This is a genomic window from Burkholderia sp. WP9, from assembly GCF_900104795.1.
In the GTDB taxonomy this organism is placed as follows: domain Bacteria; phylum Pseudomonadota; class Gammaproteobacteria; order Burkholderiales; family Burkholderiaceae; genus Paraburkholderia.
The window spans coordinates 95,484-112,362 of record NZ_FNTG01000005.1 but is presented as its reverse complement, the minus strand read 5'-3'; the positions used below and the strand labels follow the sequence as shown (position 1 = coordinate 112,362).

At 59.4% G+C, this 16,879-nt stretch carries 16 protein-coding genes and 2 pseudogenes; 7 read left to right on the top strand and 11 right to left on the bottom strand.

The genetic code is table 11. The features are described 5' to 3' along the window. Positions 1–5: 5 nt before the first annotated feature. Positions 6–1,457 carry an IS1182 family transposase gene (locus BLW71_RS40045; RefSeq protein ID WP_091810307.1) on the bottom strand — a complete coding sequence of 484 codons (1,452 nt, stop codon included), beginning with the start codon at positions 1,455–1,457 and terminating at the stop codon, positions 6–8. A gap of 27 nt (positions 1,458–1,484) precedes the next feature. Then, complete coding sequence (gene mnmH, locus BLW71_RS40040) at positions 1,485–2,363, bottom strand: tRNA 2-selenouridine(34) synthase MnmH (RefSeq protein WP_091810305.1); 879 nt, start codon at positions 2,361–2,363, stop codon at positions 1,485–1,487. Between the two features lie 521 nt (positions 2,364–2,884). On the opposite strand from mnmH, the gene BLW71_RS40035 reads away from it, so the two are divergent. Together BLW71_RS40035 and BLW71_RS42710 are read left to right on the top strand one after the other, a co-directional pair. Continuing rightward, entirely contained in the window at positions 2,885–3,349 is a 465-nt protein-coding gene (locus BLW71_RS40035) for a MarR family winged helix-turn-helix transcriptional regulator (protein WP_091810303.1), read from the top strand. A 98-nt stretch (positions 3,350–3,447) separates the two neighbouring features. Next, the gene (locus tag BLW71_RS42710; RefSeq protein ID WP_286162292.1) at positions 3,448–3,576 is read left to right on the top strand and encodes a hypothetical protein; all 129 of its coding nucleotides are present in this window, start codon (positions 3,448–3,450) and stop codon (positions 3,574–3,576) included. Positions 3,577–3,897: 321 nt separating this feature from the next. Here the strand turns inward: BLW71_RS42710 and BLW71_RS40025 are convergent, their stop codons facing one another. From BLW71_RS40025 to BLW71_RS42705, 6 genes and pseudogenes are all read right to left on the bottom strand, one after another. Continuing rightward, entirely contained in the window at positions 3,898–4,233 is a 336-nt protein-coding gene (locus tag BLW71_RS40025) for a hypothetical protein (protein ID WP_091810299.1), read from the bottom strand. A 227-nt stretch (positions 4,234–4,460) separates the two neighbouring features. Then, positions 4,461–4,886, bottom strand: a complete 426-nt coding sequence (locus BLW71_RS40020; protein WP_091810297.1) for a transposase — start codon at positions 4,884–4,886, stop codon at positions 4,461–4,463. 153 nt (positions 4,887–5,039) lie between these two features. Beyond that, a complete protein-coding gene (locus BLW71_RS40015) occupies positions 5,040–5,261 on the bottom strand; it encodes a winged helix-turn-helix domain-containing protein (protein WP_091810295.1) in 222 nt (73 codons plus the stop codon). A 12-nt stretch (positions 5,262–5,273) separates the two neighbouring features. Continuing rightward, positions 5,274–5,699, bottom strand: a complete 426-nt coding sequence (locus tag BLW71_RS40010; protein WP_091810293.1) for a DUF3293 domain-containing protein — start codon at positions 5,697–5,699, stop codon at positions 5,274–5,276. 199 nt (positions 5,700–5,898) lie between these two features. After that, the gene (bcaP, locus tag BLW71_RS40005; protein WP_091810291.1) at positions 5,899–7,293 is read right to left on the bottom strand and encodes a branched-chain amino acid transporter BcaP; all 1,395 of its coding nucleotides are present in this window, start codon (positions 7,291–7,293) and stop codon (positions 5,899–5,901) included. 349 nt (positions 7,294–7,642) lie between these two features. Beyond that, positions 7,643–7,852 (bottom strand): annotated as a pseudogene (locus BLW71_RS42705) (helix-turn-helix domain-containing protein); the annotation flags it as partial. A gap of 615 nt (positions 7,853–8,467) precedes the next feature. Here BLW71_RS42705 and BLW71_RS40000 point away from each other — a divergent pair. Beyond that, positions 8,468–8,671 carry a DeoR/GlpR family DNA-binding transcription regulator gene (locus tag BLW71_RS40000; protein ID WP_091810289.1) on the top strand — a complete coding sequence of 68 codons (204 nt, stop codon included), beginning with the start codon at positions 8,468–8,470 and terminating at the stop codon, positions 8,669–8,671. On the opposite strand, the gene BLW71_RS41425 is transcribed toward BLW71_RS40000, so the two are convergent. The 3 genes from BLW71_RS41425 to BLW71_RS39985 all read right to left on the bottom strand — a co-directional run bounded on the left by BLW71_RS41425 (position 8,664) and on the right by BLW71_RS39985 (position 13,309). Then, on the bottom strand, positions 8,664–9,002 hold the full coding sequence (locus BLW71_RS41425; RefSeq protein ID WP_143048473.1) for a hypothetical protein: 339 nt from the start codon (positions 9,000–9,002) through the stop codon (positions 8,664–8,666). The genes BLW71_RS40000 and BLW71_RS41425 overlap by 8 nt on opposite strands. A gap of 263 nt (positions 9,003–9,265) precedes the next feature. Next, complete coding sequence (gene hpnN / locus BLW71_RS39990) at positions 9,266–11,869, bottom strand: hopanoid transporter HpnN (protein ID WP_091810476.1); 2,604 nt, start codon at positions 11,867–11,869, stop codon at positions 9,266–9,268. A 241-nt stretch (positions 11,870–12,110) separates the two neighbouring features. Continuing rightward, positions 12,111–13,309, bottom strand: a protein-coding gene (locus tag BLW71_RS39985) for an IS3 family transposase (protein WP_091810474.1) whose coding sequence is annotated in 2 segments (ribosomal slippage) — positions 12,111–12,994 and positions 12,994–13,309 — 1,200 coding nt in all. Because the reading frame shifts where the segments join, the coding sequence is not laid out codon by codon here. A gap of 70 nt (positions 13,310–13,379) precedes the next feature. On the opposite strand from BLW71_RS39985, the pseudogene BLW71_RS39980 reads away from it, so the two are divergent. The 4 genes and pseudogenes from BLW71_RS39980 to tnpC form a co-directional block, all read left to right on the top strand. After that, positions 13,380–13,723, top strand: a pseudogene (locus BLW71_RS39980) (transposase); the annotation flags it as partial. A 496-nt stretch (positions 13,724–14,219) separates the two neighbouring features. Further along, positions 14,220–14,711, top strand: a complete 492-nt coding sequence (tnpA, locus tag BLW71_RS39975; protein WP_091800339.1) for an IS66-like element accessory protein TnpA — start codon at positions 14,220–14,222, stop codon at positions 14,709–14,711. Then, complete coding sequence (gene tnpB / locus BLW71_RS39970; protein ID WP_177204968.1) at positions 14,711–15,079, top strand: IS66 family insertion sequence element accessory protein TnpB; 369 nt, start codon at positions 14,711–14,713, stop codon at positions 15,077–15,079. Before tnpA ends, tnpB begins: the two co-directional genes overlap by 1 nt. A 90-nt stretch (positions 15,080–15,169) precedes the next feature. After that, on the top strand, positions 15,170–16,810 hold the full coding sequence (gene tnpC, locus BLW71_RS39965) for an IS66 family transposase (RefSeq protein ID WP_091793202.1): 1,641 nt from the start codon (positions 15,170–15,172) through the stop codon (positions 16,808–16,810). The last annotated feature ends 69 nt before the right edge of the window (positions 16,811–16,879 follow it).

Below are 16,879 nucleotides of genomic sequence, written 5' to 3'. Positions count from 1 at the left end.
TGAGATTACGCGCCTGCGAGCTTCATCGCTCGCAGTGTCTTTGCAAATCCGAGGATCTTCATGACGCGTTTGAGGTTGTACGCCAGCACATGCAAACTCATTTCAGTGGAGACGTTCCCAAGCCTGCGCATCTGGAAGTGGGTTGAGCCCATCCAGTGCTTCAGCGTGCCAAACACGTGTTCGACTGTTCGTCGCCGTATTGTCATCGCGTCAAGCTGACGATCCAGTCTGCGTTGCATTCTGTCGAGTACCGCTTCGTGTTCCCATCTGCGAATGCGCCGATACGGGGCCGGCGTGCACTGTTTTCTGAGTGGACAGTGTGGGCAGGCACTGCTCCAGTAGGTCCGCAATTTCAGCAGATTGGCACTCTCCAACGAGGTGTAGCGGTATATCGCGCGTTGCCCCGCCGGACACAGATACTGGTCGTCTCTGCCGATGTAAATGAAGTCGGCCCGGTCGAAGCGGCCGTCAGCCTTTGCCCCGGAGGTTTGTGATTTGGGCACGAGGGCCGCAATACCCGCGTCGTCGCATGCCTTGATCTCTGGTGCGCTGAAGTATCCACGGTCTGCCAGTGCCTTGATTTTCTTCTTGCCCATCGCGTCGCGCGCTGCTTTGGCCATTGGGCTCAACTGCGTCCGGTCGTTGCCGACATTCGTGACTTCGTGGGTAACGATGAGATGGTGCCGGGCGTCGACGGCGACCTGAACGTTATAGCCAACCACGCCCGTACCCTTGGCTTGAGAGATCATTGAGCGTGAATCCGGGTCGGTCAGCGAGATCTGCTTTTCCGGCAGATCGTTCAGAAGCTCAGCAGCACGATTCAGATCACGCATCTGTTCACGCAACGTTTCGATCTTCTCCCGTAGCCGTTCAGTCTTCGCTTCTACCTCGGCTGGTTGGGTACGATCGGCGGTCTCCAGCGCGTCCAGATAACGCTGGATGCTTTGCTCGATCTGCTCCTGACGTCGTGCAATCTTGTTGGGCGTGAAGTTGTTGTCGCGGCTGTTGACCGCCTTGAACTTGCTGCCGTCGATGGCGACGACCGCTTGTGTGAACAGCTTCAGGTCCCGGCATATCATCACGAAGCGACGGCACACGTTGCGAATGCCTTCGCCATTGCTTCGCCTGAACTCGGCAATCGTCTTGAAGTCTGGCGCAAGCCGGCCGGTCAGCCACATCAATTCAACATTGCGCTGGCACTCCCGCTCCAGGCGTCGGCTAGACTGCACCCGATTGAGATAACCGTAGATATAGATCTTGAGCAGCACGCCCGGGTGGTAAGAAGGTCGGCCGGTGCTCGCCGGCGTGGTTCCTTCGAATCCGAGGGACGCCAGTTCGAGTTCTTCGACGAATGCGTCAACAATCCGTACAGTGTTGTCTTCAGCGATGAAGTCATCGAGACACTCTGGCAATAGTGTGGTCTGACTGCGCTCCGCACCTTCGACAAATCGCCCCATCTGCGCCTCTCGTTTCAGCAGGTTGATTCAGTCTAGGTGATCACACGCGTTTTTACACGGCCTCGGCCATTTCCTGCCACACCTCGAACGGCCTCCGATAAGGCTCCGCAGAGAGGCGAGTTTCGATACGAAGGCGTCCGGATCTTGCTCGAAATGGTGATAGTCCTCTCGCCACAATATGACTCGCTGGGCCATCGGCGCATTCACGCAGACAAGCTTGCCCTTCATATGCATCGTTTCGAGCAGCGCTGGCGGTAACTGCACGTTGCCAATCTTCTTGCTCTCTGCTTCCACCCACACCGGGCGGCCGGGCGACAAAGTACTAAGCTTTTGTTGCAGCAGGCTATCAAAGTATTTCTGCGTCGGCTGCGGCGTACCAGGTATCGCACCAATAACCGAGCCCCGGTGAGACGCGAGCGCCTCCAGATTCAAGACCTGCGCACCGACGGCTTCGAGTTGATCGAGCAATCGAGTCTTTCCACAACCAGTCGAGCCTGACAGGACCACATACGAGAACTCGCGCGGTAGCTTTGTCAGTTGCTCGTTGACCCAACGTCGATAGCCCTTCCAGCCACCAGGTAGACGGTCCACCTTATAACCGATCGTATCGAGAGCATCAAACCAAAGTCGACTGCGCTTTCCGCCGCGAAAGCAATACACAAGCACCCTGCCATGACGTGGGCGGGCCGCAATTACGGTGTCAAGGTGACGCGAAATGTTTTTCAGGGAATAGGACACGCCGATCAGGTATGCACGCATTTTGTCGGTCCGATGCAAGGTGCCGACCTCGGCGTATTCGTAATTGCTGACCACGGGGAGGTTGATTGCCCCAGGGATGTGATCCACGGCGTATTCCCGTTCGCTGCGCGCGTCGATGATGAGGTCGTAATCTTCGAATCGGTACATGCCCACCTGCCTTGTAATTTTTGGCGTACAACGAATTTTCTCTACGCCATCCAGACAACCGGTCGAGTGCAGGCATGGTACGAACCCCTTACCTCTCTGGCAAGCCCTACCACCCGGCAGGTCTGTCACCGCTGGGGTTCCCTCCCATGTCGCGAAAGATGGTCTCGCGCCCGCTTGGAACGGAACCCCAGCTGTAACCGGCCGCGGCCTCCGGACCACCCCCTTTTACATTTTTTGGGGATAAGCGCTACACTAGACACTGTATATTCGCCGCCGGCCATGATCGCTGCATGGAATGCGGTCCTTTTAACTCGATTAGGACTCCATCCTATATGAAGCTTTTCAACCCGCTTACCTATTTGCACCGGAACCCCTGCACGTTGCCATACCATGAGCACTTGCGCACAAACGCCCTTCTCCCGACTGGGCTCGCATTCAAAACCGTTTACCCGGCACCCTTAAATTTCTATAATTAAGTGCCTCGATCCACCGCGTTTTAGTTGCGCGAACAACGGCGAAATATGCCCTACCTTAAAGAACTGCGCTTCTCCGTCTCCAGCATGATGGTCCCCGCGGCGCGCAACTGGCGTCGAACCTGCGATAGTGTCCTGTGCAACCTTGGCGTGTCGGCAGCGTGCGCAATGCCACTCCTCATGCTCTGGCGCGTCGGGGACGGCATTCATCAGGTTACGCTCGCACGAAAGATGTCGATCGATAGTTCATCGACGGTTCGCCTGCTTGACCAGCTTAGCGCAGCGGGACTTGTCCGGCAGGAATACGATCGAACTGACCGACGCGCGAAGGTTGTGACCTTGACGGATGCGGGTACGCGTGTGGCGGCCTCGATTGATGGTGCCCTGAACCAATTGCGTGCGGAAGTGCTCGAGGGCTGCAGCAAGGAGGAACTGGAGGCGACGCTCAGAGTGCTTCAGATGTTCGCGAAATCGGGCGAGGCGGGTGCGACTGATGCCGAGACCATGCAGTGAACGGCCGCTTCGCGACTGGTAGCCCGTCGCGCCAATGCTCCGGCGCCATGATCTGGTCCCCGTGCCACCACTCAGGCGATGATGCGTCGGAAAACAGGGTGAGGCGGATCCCGACGCTCTCGAACGACGCTTCGCGCTCGTGGCTGGTCCAGGCCATGCTCGACATGGATCGCCTCATCGAGTTCGGCCAGTCTACTGTGATGAATGTCGACGTCGATGGATTTTGAATCATCGGGCGCGGCGTTAGCAAGTCAGTGGACCCGACAGGGTCGCCGGTTATGAAGCACCATCTTTCAAACGTTTGGCAGTACAACTGCCCATCTGGCAAGCCTGACACATGCATGCAGTCCGTTTCTACATCACGAACAAGAAGTTTGCGAAAGGCGTCGTGTCCATACGTGCACGAGAAGGCCGGTTGCCCCAGATTGCGATGGCGATGAATCGGCTGATGACCGTCATGCTCAAATCGGAAACTTGACGAAGCTCTCGTGGATTCCAGCGACAAGTGCGCCTCTGATTGGCCGGGGCGCACTTGTCTTCAACTGCGCTTACTGGCTCGCACCTGCCGGGGAATTCAGCTTTTTCTCCGCGTTCTGCAGTTTTTCCGGATAGTTCGGGTCGTTTGTCGCCGGGTTGTAGCCAGCACCTTCCAGGCGTTTCAGTTCGGCGGTATTCTTCGCCCGAGCAGCCTTATGTTCTGCCTTGCGCTGGGCTCTGGCTTGCGCCCGCACCCGTTTCTCTGCCGCCTTGGCGTCCGAGGCAGGAGCTCGAGTGGTAGCGACCGGCGCGCTTGCGTCGGTTTGCGCAAACGCAGGTGCTGCCGTGCCAATCAGGAAAGCCGCCGTGGCGGTGATCAGAGTGAATTTGTTGACGGAGGAAAGCATTCATTGCCCCTTGAGATTGACTCGTAAGTTTTTTTAAAAGCGCTGGGGATGTCCGGCGCTGTCTCCAGCATATCTCGCAATCATGCCGGACTTGCAGAGGCCATCGCTCATAAGATGTTTAAGTGAATGCTGGCAAAAATCGCTGTCCGCAAACGACCAGGGAAAACCCTATCGGTCACGCCCGTCAGGAACAGTTCCACGCCGCCGATGCCCCCCTTATTTCATTTCTAATTCAACGGTGAATTAATGATCCAAGGCCACGCGACGATGGAGCGAACCCGTTGACGGTCCAGTTCAAGGTCGCGAAACGAGTCGTACAGATGGTGTTCGAGCGCATCGATACTGTCGAAGACGCGGTAGTGAAAGGACTTTTCCCGCAGATCGTCCCAGAGATGTTCAACTGGATTGGACTCAGGCGAGTACGGCGGGAGCGTGAGCAGGCGCAGATTGTGGGCCAGCCTGAGCGAAGCACTCTGATGCCGCCCGGCGCCATCGAGGACCATCAGGATCCGGTCGACGGGATGACGCGCGCAGACCTCATCGAGAAACGTCTGCATGCAGGCGCCATTGACGTGCGGCAGGATCAGCAAGTCGAGCGCGCCATCAGTCACGGAGACGGCTGCATAAGCGTACGTGTACTCCTGCGTTACCATCGCCTGACACAGTGGGCGAACGGGTTTGGGGCACTAGCAACGCCGCGTGTCGGAGATGCGACCGAAGCGCGCTTCGTCCTGAAACATCAGGCGGATCGCCCTGTGGTCCGGCCACGCGCGGTCGATTTCGAGGAGGACGTCGGGGAGTTTTTTTCAGGCGTCCTGGGCGGCCACATCGGCCTGGGGGTCTCGCTTGTCGGGGGCCAGCTTGCGCCAGCCGTGACTGTGTAGCAGGTTGTAGGCGGAAGCCAGGGCAACCTTGCGCCCCAGTCGCTCGTCCAGCGCCTGCTTGATCTCGCCGACCACCAGGATGCCGCCCACACCGGCCTTCTCGAAGAAGGGCGCAAGAAAGGCCGCCTCTTCTTCTCGCGTCATACCGTATCCAATTCACCGAAGCAAAACCAACTGCGGCACAGCATTACGCCCGCACCAAACGATGGCGTTCTGCTCGTATTTACTACCAAGCTCTTTCGCCGTCTCGAGTGCAAGCCCCAGAGCCAGAAAGCTCGGCTCGCCCCACACTGTCGACGGGTGTTGCCCGATGCCATCAACGAATCTCACGCGGAGCTGGGTCAGCTCGTGCGCCAGTGCCTCCTGGCGTCGAGCATTGCCTTCATCGCCGCAATGTCGACTGAACGGATTGCAGGCCGTGATAAATGCGCTGGACTCGACGCCGGCAGCCTCGTGGAGGGCCGCCAGCGCAGCGTTGGGCATGCCTACGCGTAGTGTCATGGGCATATCGCCACCAACGAGATAGTGCGTCTCAAGGTAGGCGTTGATCGTGCCCGGGTCGACGGCGGATGCAGAATTCATGGCAGTCTATGTAACGCTGAAGCAAAGCTGTGACGACGCCGCGTTTTGTCATTGACGTGGATGTTGCCGAGGTGGCAATTCCGCCAGAACCGCCCGCACCTTCATGTTGAATGACGGTAGGCGCGCCACGAATACGCGCCTGAATTTGTACTGGCGCCCCTGCGCATCGGTTGAGCAGCGACGGCCGGCGTCAGTGAGTTCACGCTCCATGCGCAAGCTTCGAATGGCGGCGTGAATATCCGAAATAGACCACCATGCCGATCAATAGCCAGATGACAAACGCTAGCCACGTGATGATTTGCAGATTGATCATCAGGAAGAGGCACGACGCGACGGCCAGCACCGGGACGACAGGTACACCCGGGCAGCGGAACGCGCGCGGCAGTTCAGGGTGCGTGCGGCGCAGGATCAGGACGGCGATTGACACCATCGAGAATGCGGCAAGCGTCCCGATGTTGATCAGTTCAGCGAGCACATTGAGCGGCACCAGCGCGCCGATCAGGCCGAAGAAAACGCCGACAACCCAGGTCGTGAGGAAGGGTGTCGCGAAACGCGGATGCACGCGCGAGAACCGTGCAGGCAACAGGCCGTCGCGCGACATCGCGAAGATCACGCGTGTCTGGCCGTACGCCATCACGAGAATCACGGTGAGCATACCGAGCACGGCCCCAAGATCGATGAAACCTGCGACCCAGGTTTGACCCGCAACCTGCAACGCGTACGACACCGGATGAGAAACGTTGGCGAACTGCGCGAACGGCACGATGCCCGTTACGACGGCTGCTACCGCGACGTATAGTACCGCGCACACACCGAGCGACGCGATGATGCCGACCGGCAGATCGCGCTTCGGATTTTTCACCTCCTCTGCCGCCGACGACACCGCGTCGAAGCCGATGAACGCGAAAAACATTACCGCTGCTGCGCCGAACACACCGTGCCAGCCGTTCGGCATGAACGGATGCCAGTTCGCGGGAGTTACATGGAACGCACCGACCGCGATCACCAGCAGCACGACAGTCACCTTGATCGCGACCATCAGGTTGTTCACGCGGGTCGATTCGCGCACGCCAATCGACAGCAGCGTCGTGATCGCCATCATCACCAGGAACGCGGGCAGGTTGAAGAGCGTTTCGTGGCCCGGCAACGCACCGGGTGCGGCGGTGAGCCCGACCGGCAGCGAGATGCCGAAGCCCGACAGCAGCGACTGCAGATACCCCGACCAGCCGACCGACACCGCCGACGTCGCCAGCCCGTATTCGAGCATCAGGTCCCAGCCGATGATCCATGCAGCGAGTTCGCCGAGCGTTGCGTACGAATAGGTATAAATCGATCCGGCTACGGGAATCGTCGACGCGAATTCGGCGTACGCGAGCGCAGCGAATCCGCAGGCGGTCGCCGCCATCAGGAATGAGATCATCAGCGCGGGGCCGGCCTGGACCGCGCCCGTGCCCGTCAGCACGAAAATGCCAGTGCCGATGATGGCGCCGACGCCGAGGAAAGTGAGATCGAGCGCGCCGAGCGCCTTCTGGAGTCCGGCCTCTTGTGCGCCGATGAGCATGTGTTCGACGTTTTTCTTGCGAAAGAGGGACATTGAAGTAGGTTTCCGTAATGAACGCATGCGATGCATCGAACCGCGTCAAACGTTCAATATTACCGGATATGCGGCGCGCACCTGATCAAATAGGCAACTGCCACTGTCATTTCTGTCAAATTTCCTGATGCCGGTCTTATCGTGACAGCGGAGGGTCAACGAAAACTTGACGCAGATTACTGATCCACAAACCGCCGCGCAGCGTCGGCGGATTGCAGATATCAAGACCTTGTCGTTCAGTATTTCGCGTACGGGAACTGCGTGGCTGACCGATCGCTTGTCCGGCAGATCAGCGAATTGCCAATGTCGGTTGCCAACGTCGGCCAATCATCGTGCTGAAAAGGTGCGCGCGCATTCCCTTGTACCAGGCACGTTGCCGCAAAATCGTCATTCGAACATTCGGAGACCTTCCGGTTTGGACTGTCGAGAGGGCCGCGATGCGACTTCGAGCACGCAGACCTTCTTTGCCGGCATCGCGGTAGCGTCCTAACCATTTGCGAAGCGTCGATCTCGAAACGCCACAGCGCACGCGTGCCGTACCGGCAGCGATACCCGTCATTTGTGTGGTTCACACACATCGTTTCAACCAGTATGAACCAACGGCCCGTGATTGCGACACGATCGCGCTGGGTGCTGATGTGTGACGAGACCGGCATCGCCGGGCTCTCTTTCCAGGTTGAGGCGGCAGCAGAACTGCACCCCATCCATAATTGGCCGCGCTGCCAGCAGCGTAAGCCCGCGTGCAACGCGCGCCCACGCTCGATGAAAAAGCCCCGGCAGGTGAGTACCGGGGCTTAGTGCCTGCCGCGCTGTTCCATACAGCCGCAAGCTCTGCAGGTTTAGGGGTCGATTTCCGGGCACTCACGCAGTTATCCCGGCGCGTTAAGGGCCGATTGCTCGGTGGATTTCCCAAGGTACGCCAACCGGACGCTATGTTAGCAGGCGATACAGCCGCGTCGCGTCATTTTTCGTCCCGTCTCCAGCGGCGGTCAAGGCGGGATCTCGCTTAAGACACGGCGAATTCGCACGCGGCTTTTTCGGAAGGAAATTATTTCAGCGGGTCCGTAGGCGCGCTGTTTGCCGACGCCATTGGTAACGATAACAATGGCGGCATATCCGCGTACCGATAGCGAAGCGACGGGCACTATGGTCGCACCCGCGTACGTCGCCAAAGGTGGAAGTCAAGCTGGCCGCCATGGAAGCCACAGCACGCACAGTGCTGGCAGTATCAAGTTCGACGTACGGCATCTTCGGGCTGCACAAGGCGGCCCCTCTAGAACGCTTCGACCTCGTCATCACCGACGACGGTCTCCCCCCGGATGCGGCACTCGGCATGCGAAAGGCGCGCGTCGAACTCGAGTTGGCGACGGTCAGTTAAGTCGCGGCGAGCCATGTACTGCCTTGGCCTCCGGCCGCTGGAAGAGAGCCCGGCGGCACTCGACTGCCAGCCATAACAGATAGCGGGGGCCGCGGAGCAACATACGTGCGTTTTTTGCCAACAGCCAGGTTTGCGCGTCCGTGATTGTCACCGGCTTCATCGCTTTTTTCATCGCCCGCAGGAGCAGTACCTTCAGCGGCTTTCTCGCCGTCACGACGAGAGCGACCATCGCAGCCGTCACTGCATTCGCGAAGCTGTACTTCGGACGCTTCTGGTTCCGGATCTCCGGGTCGGCAGCCGCTACGCTAGCATTAGCGTGGGTGGCCATCATTGGGACTATCGCTGTCTGGCAAAACCCGAGTGTGCCCGCGTCGCGGGGCTTCATGCCGGCCGTCTTTCTGCTGGCCGCTGTGTGCAGCGTGAGTCTGCAACTTGCGATCACCAACTCCGCGTCGCCAACTTGAGGTACGTCCGGCAGGCCGGTGAGGCAGTGCTCGGCACGCAAGTACAATGGGCAGATGTTGTGCCTATCAATGCTACGAACTGGCAACATAAGCAATACTTCACATATCGATCGCCTTTCAGCAGCGAGCCTTACTGCGACAATACGTTACGTGGCCTGCCCATCAGTACCGGCTGGAACACCACTGCGCTGATCAGCGTGCAAACAAGCGACAACGCGAGCAGCCGTCCCATGCTGGCAGTGCCAGGATGGTGCGACAGCCAAAGGCTGCCGAACGCAGTAGCCGTGGTGGCGGCACTGCACAGGACTGCCTGAGTGAGGCCTGACTGCAACAAGCCAGTACGACCGCTGCGCCAGGCCATCACGTAGTAGATTTTGAAGGCGACGCCAATGCCAAGCATCAAGGGAAGCGCAATGATATTTGCGAAATTGAGCGGCATGTGAAGTACGCCACACACTTCAAGTGTCAGGACCGCCGAAACGAGCAGAGGGATCAGTGTACGCAGGACGTCATCTAAGCGGCCCAGCGCCACCCAGAGGAGGACCGTGATCGACAACAGCGCGAGACATGTCGCCTGCACGAATGCAATGACGATCGTGTTCGCCGCGTGAAGGATCGAGATCGGGCCACCCGTCGCCCCCGGCTCGACCGCCTGTACCGCTTTCGCAAAGTTCCGCAACATAGTGTCATCACCGGGATCAATGCCCGCCGGCACCTTCGGCGAGACCTCAACGAGTGCCTTGCCATTGGCTGAGATCCAGTCTCGCGCAATCGTCGGCGGCAGATTCGCGCGCGTAATCGCAGCAGGCTGTAATAGTGCCGCGAGTTGTCCAAGTGAGATCTGCAAGGGTTCAGCCATCGCTTTTTCCGCACGGTCGCGAGTAGCGGCATCCGCTGTCGCGAGCCTTACTAGCGTGCCGGACAGGTGTTTCGCTTCGGACGCCCCGGGCCCAGGATGGTCTTCGGCCGCGAGGGCTAGCTGATTGGCAGCACGTTTCAACGCGGCGATCGTCAGGTCGCCCGGAACCGGCGGTGTCGGTGTCTGCGTCAGCGCAGGCAGCAGTTGCTGTGCAGCGACCGTAACCAGTGCGAGTTTTTGTGGTTGATCCGCGGGAATAAACGTCGACAGCGTCGCTGTGCGACCGACTTGCGGCAGTCGGGACAGACGTGCTGCGATCCTGTCGGCCTCTGCCAGTGACGGTGCGAGCACACGTACATTGTTGACGGCAGCTTCGGGCTCATCCTTCAGAGACAGCAGGGTCGACATCGACTCCGTGTGTGGATCCTTCAGATGCAGGGGGTTAAAGTCGAAACGCAAATGTAACAGCGATGGCGATGCGCCAAGAATGACGATGGCGGTCCAAATCAGTACCGGTGTTCGGTTGCGAGCGAGAAACGCATCGATAGGCGCCAGCCCGGGAAAACCGGGCGACGCCGCTTCTCCGGGCGGATTGAAAATCTTCAGAAGCGCGGGTAGCAGCGTCACATTAGTCAGATAGGCAACGAGCATACCGACGCCCGCGATTTTCCCGAGTTCTGATACGCCCCGGTAAGCAGTGGGCCAAAAGGAAAAAAAACTTATTGCAACAGCGATGGTCGCAAGCCGCAACCGTATGCCGATGGCATCAGCCGTGTTGACCAACGCAACGGCAAGCCGGTCCTCGCGATGCCGCTCATCCCGGTACTTCACACCGAACTGCACGCCAAAGTCGACGCCGAGTCCGACAAACAACACCATGAACGCGACCGAAATCATATTAAAGGCGCTGACCATCAGCAGGCCCAGCGCGGCCGTGACAGCCAGGCCGACAAACAGTGTGATGAACACGGCGACGATCAATCGCCCCGAGCGAAGCGCCAACCATAGAACGGCCAGCACGCACAGAAAAGTCGCGATGCCATTGGTTACCGCGCCGTCCTTTATGGATGCGAACTCCTCGTCTGCGAGCGGTTGTTCACCGGTAATCCGGATACGTGCACCATATCGATCATCAAGGTGGAGCGAACTGGCCGTCGCTCGCACCCTGTTTGACGCGCGGGCGCCGGCCTGCAGCGCGTGATAGTCAACAACCGAACGCACGGTAATGAATGCGCGTGCCGGCGTGGCGAGCGTGCCCCCGCTCGCCAGTGCCCGCCACGAAAAGGCCCCCGGCTGCCCTGCCAGCACGTGGTCAAGGACATTGGCACTTTTCGACAGGAGATGGCTCATATCTTCAAGCTTCACCTGCCCAGCCTGTAGCGGCAACAATAGACTCGCCGTGAGTAAGTTCGCAAGGCCCGCGAGACTCGGGTCATGCGCCAGCGAGTTAAGCAACGGTCGCGCCTTCACGAGTTGCGCGGTCGTCGACCGGACCTCATCGAGAGAAAGAAACAGGAGGCCGTTGCGCTCGAAGAACGTTCCGCCGCCCGGTTGGGCAACCGAAACGAAGTCCTGGGTTTCCTTTTGCAGCGCGGCGGTAAGCGCATTCGCGGCGGCGGCGGCGAACTCTGGCGCATCTGCTTCCACCACGACGAGCATTGTCTCCCCTCTTTGTGGAAACGCCTCTTCCATCGCTTTCTCGCGCGCGGCCCATTGTTTGTTGCTTCCCAGAAGGCGGCTACTGTCCGTGTTGATCCTGAAGTGGTTTGCGACGTAGTAGCCGCTAAGAGTCGCTACCACAAGCGAAAGCACAACCACCATAATCGGGTGTCGGACTGACAAGGCGACGACACGAACAACGAGTGGCTTTTTCATGCGAGCGATGGGTCGGTGTGCCTGGAGCGCCCATTCTGGCAGATTATGAAGGCCAATACGATATGCCTTGATTCGTTTGCCAATGCGGCGGACGGCATAAACGTACTTGAAGATGCGGTTGAGAAAACCGGTGCGGTCACACACGTCGAAAAAATGTATGACGGCCTGATCGGAAAAGGCCGCCTGACGCAAGCCGCTCAAATATGGAGTTGACCCTGTAACTCAGGACACTCGGGCACCGTTAAGTTGATGATGCAGCGGTTCGCCGGAACTCCCGTGGGGAGCGGTACTTTAATGCCTTATGCGGGTGTTGCTCGTTATAGTGTTCAAAGACGCCGGCCAGATGTGTGAGCGCTGTTGGCACATCAGGCTTGTGCATGAAGGCGATGTAATCGTGTTTGATTGTCTTCACGAACGACTCGGCCATGCCGTTACTCTGCGGCGAACGAACGGGTGTAGTCAACGGCTCCAGACCCAGCTCGCGAGCGAAACTGCGCGTGCGATGGTCGATGTAGGCAGAGCCATTGTCCGACAGCCATTCGATGGGCGCGTCTGCCTGCGTCGTGCCGAAGCGTTGCTCGACCGCTGCGAGCATCACGTCACGCACGACGTCACCGCTGTGGCCGCCAGTAGTCGCTGCCCAGCTGATGGCTTCCCGGTCGTGGCAGTCCAACGCAAACGTCACGCGCAACGGCGAGCCGTCGTCACAACGGAACTTGAAACCGTCCGAGCACCAGCGGACATTGCTCTGGTCAACGGCGATGCGCCCATCATGTCGGCGGGTATCACGACGTTGGCCAAGGCGCCGAAGGAGCAACTGATGGTCGCGCATGACGCGATAGACCCGCTTGGCGTTCACGCACGGCGCACCTGTCGTTTCGTGACTACGTCGCAGCAGCGCCCAGACTCGCCGGTATCCGTAAGTCGGCAAGCCCGCCACATGTTCGTGGATTGCGGCGACCAGCTCCGTGTCGTCGGTCTGTCGGGCGCGGCGTCCGTCCTGCCAGTCCGGAGACCGGGTTTTTCTGACTGCCAGAGCAGAGCGCGCAACGCCGAGAACATCGCAGACCGTTTTCATTGGTCGTCCCCGGGCAGTAAGGGCGAGCGCGCAATCCAGTTTTTTGAGCGGCCATACTCGACTGCTTCCTTCAGGATTTCTGCCTCCTGCGTCTTTTTGCCAAGCAGACGCTGCAGCTCCCTGATTTCCTTCATCGCTGTGGCTAACTGCGAGGCGGGCACCACGGCTTCTCCAGCCTTCACCGCAGCCAGGCTGCCTTCATCGTATTGCTTGCGCCACGCAAACACCTGGTTTGGGTTCATCCCGTGCCGACGGGCAACGGCCGAAACCGTTGCTCCCGGCTCCAGGGTTTCCTGCACGATGGCCACTTTTTCTTGAACCGAACGCCGACGACGGCGCTCTGGCTCGGTCAGAACTTCAATGCTTTCCACAATTTGCCTAGGCTTGAAACTAGTCACAAGACTACCTCTTATTTTAAGAGGTGCCACATGTCCTGAGAATCAAGGGGCTACTCCAAAATATTTTCTCACTACCGCTCCCGAGGACGCGACACTTGAGCAGCTTGTGTTCGTGACCAAGATGCGCTGGCGCATCGAGCGCGACTATCAGGACCTGAAACAGGAGTGCGGGCTCGGTCACTACGAAGGACGAGGCTGGCGTGGCTTTCACCACCACGCCACACTGAGTATCGCTGCATATGGGTTTCTGATGGCTCAGCGACTCAGGATGCGATCAAATGGACCCGATAAAAAAACTTCCTTGAACTCGCGCTGCCTGCCCTTCCCCCGGATTACGTCCCACGGGGCAGTCCAGCGCGCTCAACGCCACGTTCCTGATTCATTACCACGTTGCGCATCCTGCTTGGACTGCGGCTCATGCAACGGTGGCACTCTTCCTGTACGGCAATAGAGCGCGCAACTAATTATGTGACACAGTAAGGCTTCTATGGGGAATTGGTAGTCAACCCCTTTTTTCGATGTGTTTTTCATGGGTCAGTTGCCTCCGTTTGACAGAGTCAGGTTATCCACCGCTGGTCAGCGTCGCGGTCATAACACTCGAACCGCTGACCAGCGGTGGATAACCTGATGTTTGCTATAGGTCTATGCAATTCGGTCTGGACTCTTTTTCATCAGGCGCGTGACTAAAACGTTCAAGGTCGGAGTGTCTGGTATCCCGGGGTATGCCCCGGGCCAACTTCTATCCGTGCCGGCGCGAGGCCGGTCACCACATACCGCATGCGCAAAGCGTAAGCGGTAATTTCGGCTCATCTGGAACATGCGGGTGAGAGGGAACAAGATTGCGTCCGCAGCTTACACATTGCGGACGCAACTTATGACTGACCTACAAACTGACTTTGACTTCCTGCCCCTGCGGGTGATCGGCAAATCGGCCGACGGCAAGAACCGGTACGACCGTGAGGGCAAGCGCAAGCTGATCGAGGCGTGCCAAAAGCCTGGGGCCTCCGTGGCCGGGCTGGCGCTGAAGGCTGGAGTGAACGCCAACCAGCTTCGCAAATGGATTAGCCTGGCGCGCCAAAAGACACGTCCCCGACGTGCACGGCAGTCGGCGCCAGCCATGGCACCGGCATTCGTTCCTGTTCTGGAAGTGGTTGGTGCTGAGGCGATGCACTTGCCATCCAGGCCGGCGCTGCCCGACGCTGAGCCAGTTGCGGCACGGCGCGAGCCGATGCGGGCCTCACAACGCCCGCCGTTGCCTTCACGGCTGGTGGCGCAATTGCCCAACGGGGTAAGTCTTGAACTTGAATGTGCGCAACAGGACACGGCACTGCTCAGGGCGATGATCGACGCATTGAGGAGTCGCTGATGCTGCGCTTCGCCGATGACCTGCACGTCTACCTGTACCGCGAGCCGATCGATTTCCGTTGCGGCATCAACACCCTTGCCGCCCTGGTTGAGGAATCGATGCAGTTGGACCCGCTCGCCCGTGCCGTCTATGCATTCCACAACCGCAAATGCGATCGCATCAAGCTTCTGCTGTACGAGCGCACCGGTTTCTGGCTGCTGCTGCGTCGGCTCGAGGAAGACCGTTTCGTGTGGCCCCGGCGGAATCAGGAGGTGATCGAACTGACAACGCAGCAGCTTCACTGGTTGCTCGACGGCATCGACATCGACGGCATCGACATCGACGCGCTTCGTCGTCATCCCGTGCGCCATTACCAGCACGTCAGCTAGCCCGATGCGTTGCACGTAAACAACGGCAGGCGCGCCATTTACGAATTGACGTAAACCCACGGCGCACTGCGTTTCGCTATCCTGGAGTGCATGAAGAATGCACCCGACCTCAAACGCGTACCCAGGGCGGTCCAGGGCTATATCCACGCTCTCCAGGCACGTGTAGCCGGCGACGCGAAACATATCGGCGAACTGAACCAGCGCGTCGAGCAACTCGAGGAGCAGCTCCGCCTGCTGCAGGCCGAGCGTTTCGCACCGAAAAGCGAAAAACGCAAAGATCGCGTGTTCGACGAAGCCGAGCAGATTGCACGGACCGAACCGGGCGACGAAGACGATGACGGTGTCCAGCCTGAGCTGCCCGACACCGGATTGCCACCGGCCAGCCAGCCTGAACGACGCAAGGCCGGACGCAAGCCATTGCCGGCGTACCTGACGCGTGAACCAGTCGAATACGACCTGCCGGAGGACCAGCGCGGCTGCCCCTGTTGCGGCAATCAGCTGCATCGCATCGGCGAGGACGTCAGCGAACAGTTGCACGTCGAGGTCAAGTGGACAGTCCGCAAGAACGTGCGTTCCAAGTGGGCGTGCCGGCACTGCGAGCGGCACGCCGAACATACCCCGGTCGTGCTTGCGCCGATGCCGGTTCAGCCGATCCCGGGCAGCCATGCGGACGCATCGGTGATCGCGACGGTCGCGAGCGCGAAGTACGTCGACGGCATGCCGCTGTACCGGATGCAGGAGGCACTCGCGCGCTGGCAGATCCCGGTGAGTCGCGGCACGCTCGCCCACTGGATCATTCGCCCCAGCGAACTGCACTACAGCCGCCTGTATGATGCGCTGCATAAAACGTTGCTGTTGCAGCCGCTGATCCACGGCGATGAAACGACGGTTCAGGTACTCAAGGAACCCGGCAGATCCGCGCAGAGCAAGAGTTACATGTGGTGCTACCGCAGCGCCCAGGACTGCGCCGAGCCCGTGGTGCTGTTCGAGTACCAGCCGGGGCGTGGCCAGGAGCATCCGAAGAAGTTCCTCGGCGACTACAGCGGCATGCTGATGAGCGACGGCTACAGCGCCTGGCGCACCTTGAAAAAGGCAAAGCACTTCGGCTGCATGGCTCACGCCCGCAGGCTGTTCGTCAAGGCGGACAAGGCCGCCGCGAAAAAGACGGACTCCGGCAAGCAGAAGATGCCGAACGCTCGCGTGGCGAAGGCGCTTGAGTACTTCCAGGCCCTGTACCGTGTCGAGGCGCTGGCCAAAGGCGATCTGCCTACTGGCCTGACGCGAGCCGACTACACGTACGACCTGCGGCAAAAGCACAGTGTGCCGCTGCTTGAGTCCTTCAAGGCATGGCTCGATGAACTGGCGCCGAAGGTGGCGCCCCAGAGCCTGCTCGGCAAGGCGATTGCCTACACGCGCAACCAATGGGAATATCTCAGCCGCTACGTCACTGACGGTTGCGCCGCAATCGATAACAACGTGATCGAGCGCGATATCAGGCCGTTTGCTACTTCAAGAAAATCGTGGCTGTTCAGCGACACAGTTGATGGCGCAAAGGCCAGCGCCACGATCTACAGCCTGGTCCTCACATGCCGGGCCTGCGGCGTCGAGCCGTACGACTATCTGCTGCATGTACTCACGGAGCTGCCGCAGCGTGCGCCGGATGCCGACGTGACCGACCTGCTGCCGTTCAATTATGCGCGGCAACAACAGGCCAAGGCACAGACCGGCTGACGCACCGAACGCGCGCCGGTCATCATGACTGCGCGCGCTCCCATCACCCCGATGCAGACATCGCCGGTT

Excerpts from the sequence above, each read along its gene's own strand:
- BLW71_RS40020 (WP_091810297.1), bottom strand. The coding sequence starts at position 4,886 with ATGGTAACGCAGGAGTACACGTACGCTTATGCAGCCGTCTCCGTGACT.
- BLW71_RS40025 (WP_091810299.1), bottom strand. The coding sequence starts at position 4,233 with ATGCTTTCCTCCGTCAACAAATTCACTCTGATCACCGCCACGGCGGCT.
- BLW71_RS40045 (WP_091810307.1), bottom strand. The coding sequence starts at position 1,457 with ATGGGGCGATTTGTCGAAGGTGCGGAGCGCAGTCAGACCACACTATTG.
- BLW71_RS40015 (WP_091810295.1), bottom strand. The coding sequence starts at position 5,261 with ATGACGCGAGAAGAAGAGGCGGCCTTTCTTGCGCCCTTCTTCGAGAAG.
- BLW71_RS41425 (WP_143048473.1), bottom strand. The coding sequence starts at position 9,002 with ATGATGGCCACCCACGCTAATGCTAGCGTAGCGGCTGCCGACCCGGAG.
- tnpC (WP_091793202.1), top strand. The coding sequence starts at position 15,170 with ATGAAGAATGCACCCGACCTCAAACGCGTACCCAGGGCGGTCCAGGGC.
- tnpA (WP_091800339.1), top strand. The coding sequence starts at position 14,220 with ATGACTGACCTACAAACTGACTTTGACTTCCTGCCCCTGCGGGTGATC.
- BLW71_RS40035 (WP_091810303.1), top strand. The coding sequence starts at position 2,885 with ATGCCCTACCTTAAAGAACTGCGCTTCTCCGTCTCCAGCATGATGGTC.
- tnpB (WP_177204968.1), top strand. The coding sequence starts at position 14,711 with ATGCTGCGCTTCGCCGATGACCTGCACGTCTACCTGTACCGCGAGCCG.
- bcaP (WP_091810291.1), bottom strand. The coding sequence starts at position 7,293 with ATGTCCCTCTTTCGCAAGAAAAACGTCGAACACATGCTCATCGGCGCA.
- hpnN (WP_091810476.1), bottom strand. The coding sequence starts at position 11,869 with ATGAAAAAGCCACTCGTTGTTCGTGTCGTCGCCTTGTCAGTCCGACAC.
- mnmH (WP_091810305.1), bottom strand. The coding sequence starts at position 2,363 with ATGTACCGATTCGAAGATTACGACCTCATCATCGACGCGCGCAGCGAA.
- BLW71_RS40010 (WP_091810293.1), bottom strand. The coding sequence starts at position 5,699 with ATGAATTCTGCATCCGCCGTCGACCCGGGCACGATCAACGCCTACCTT.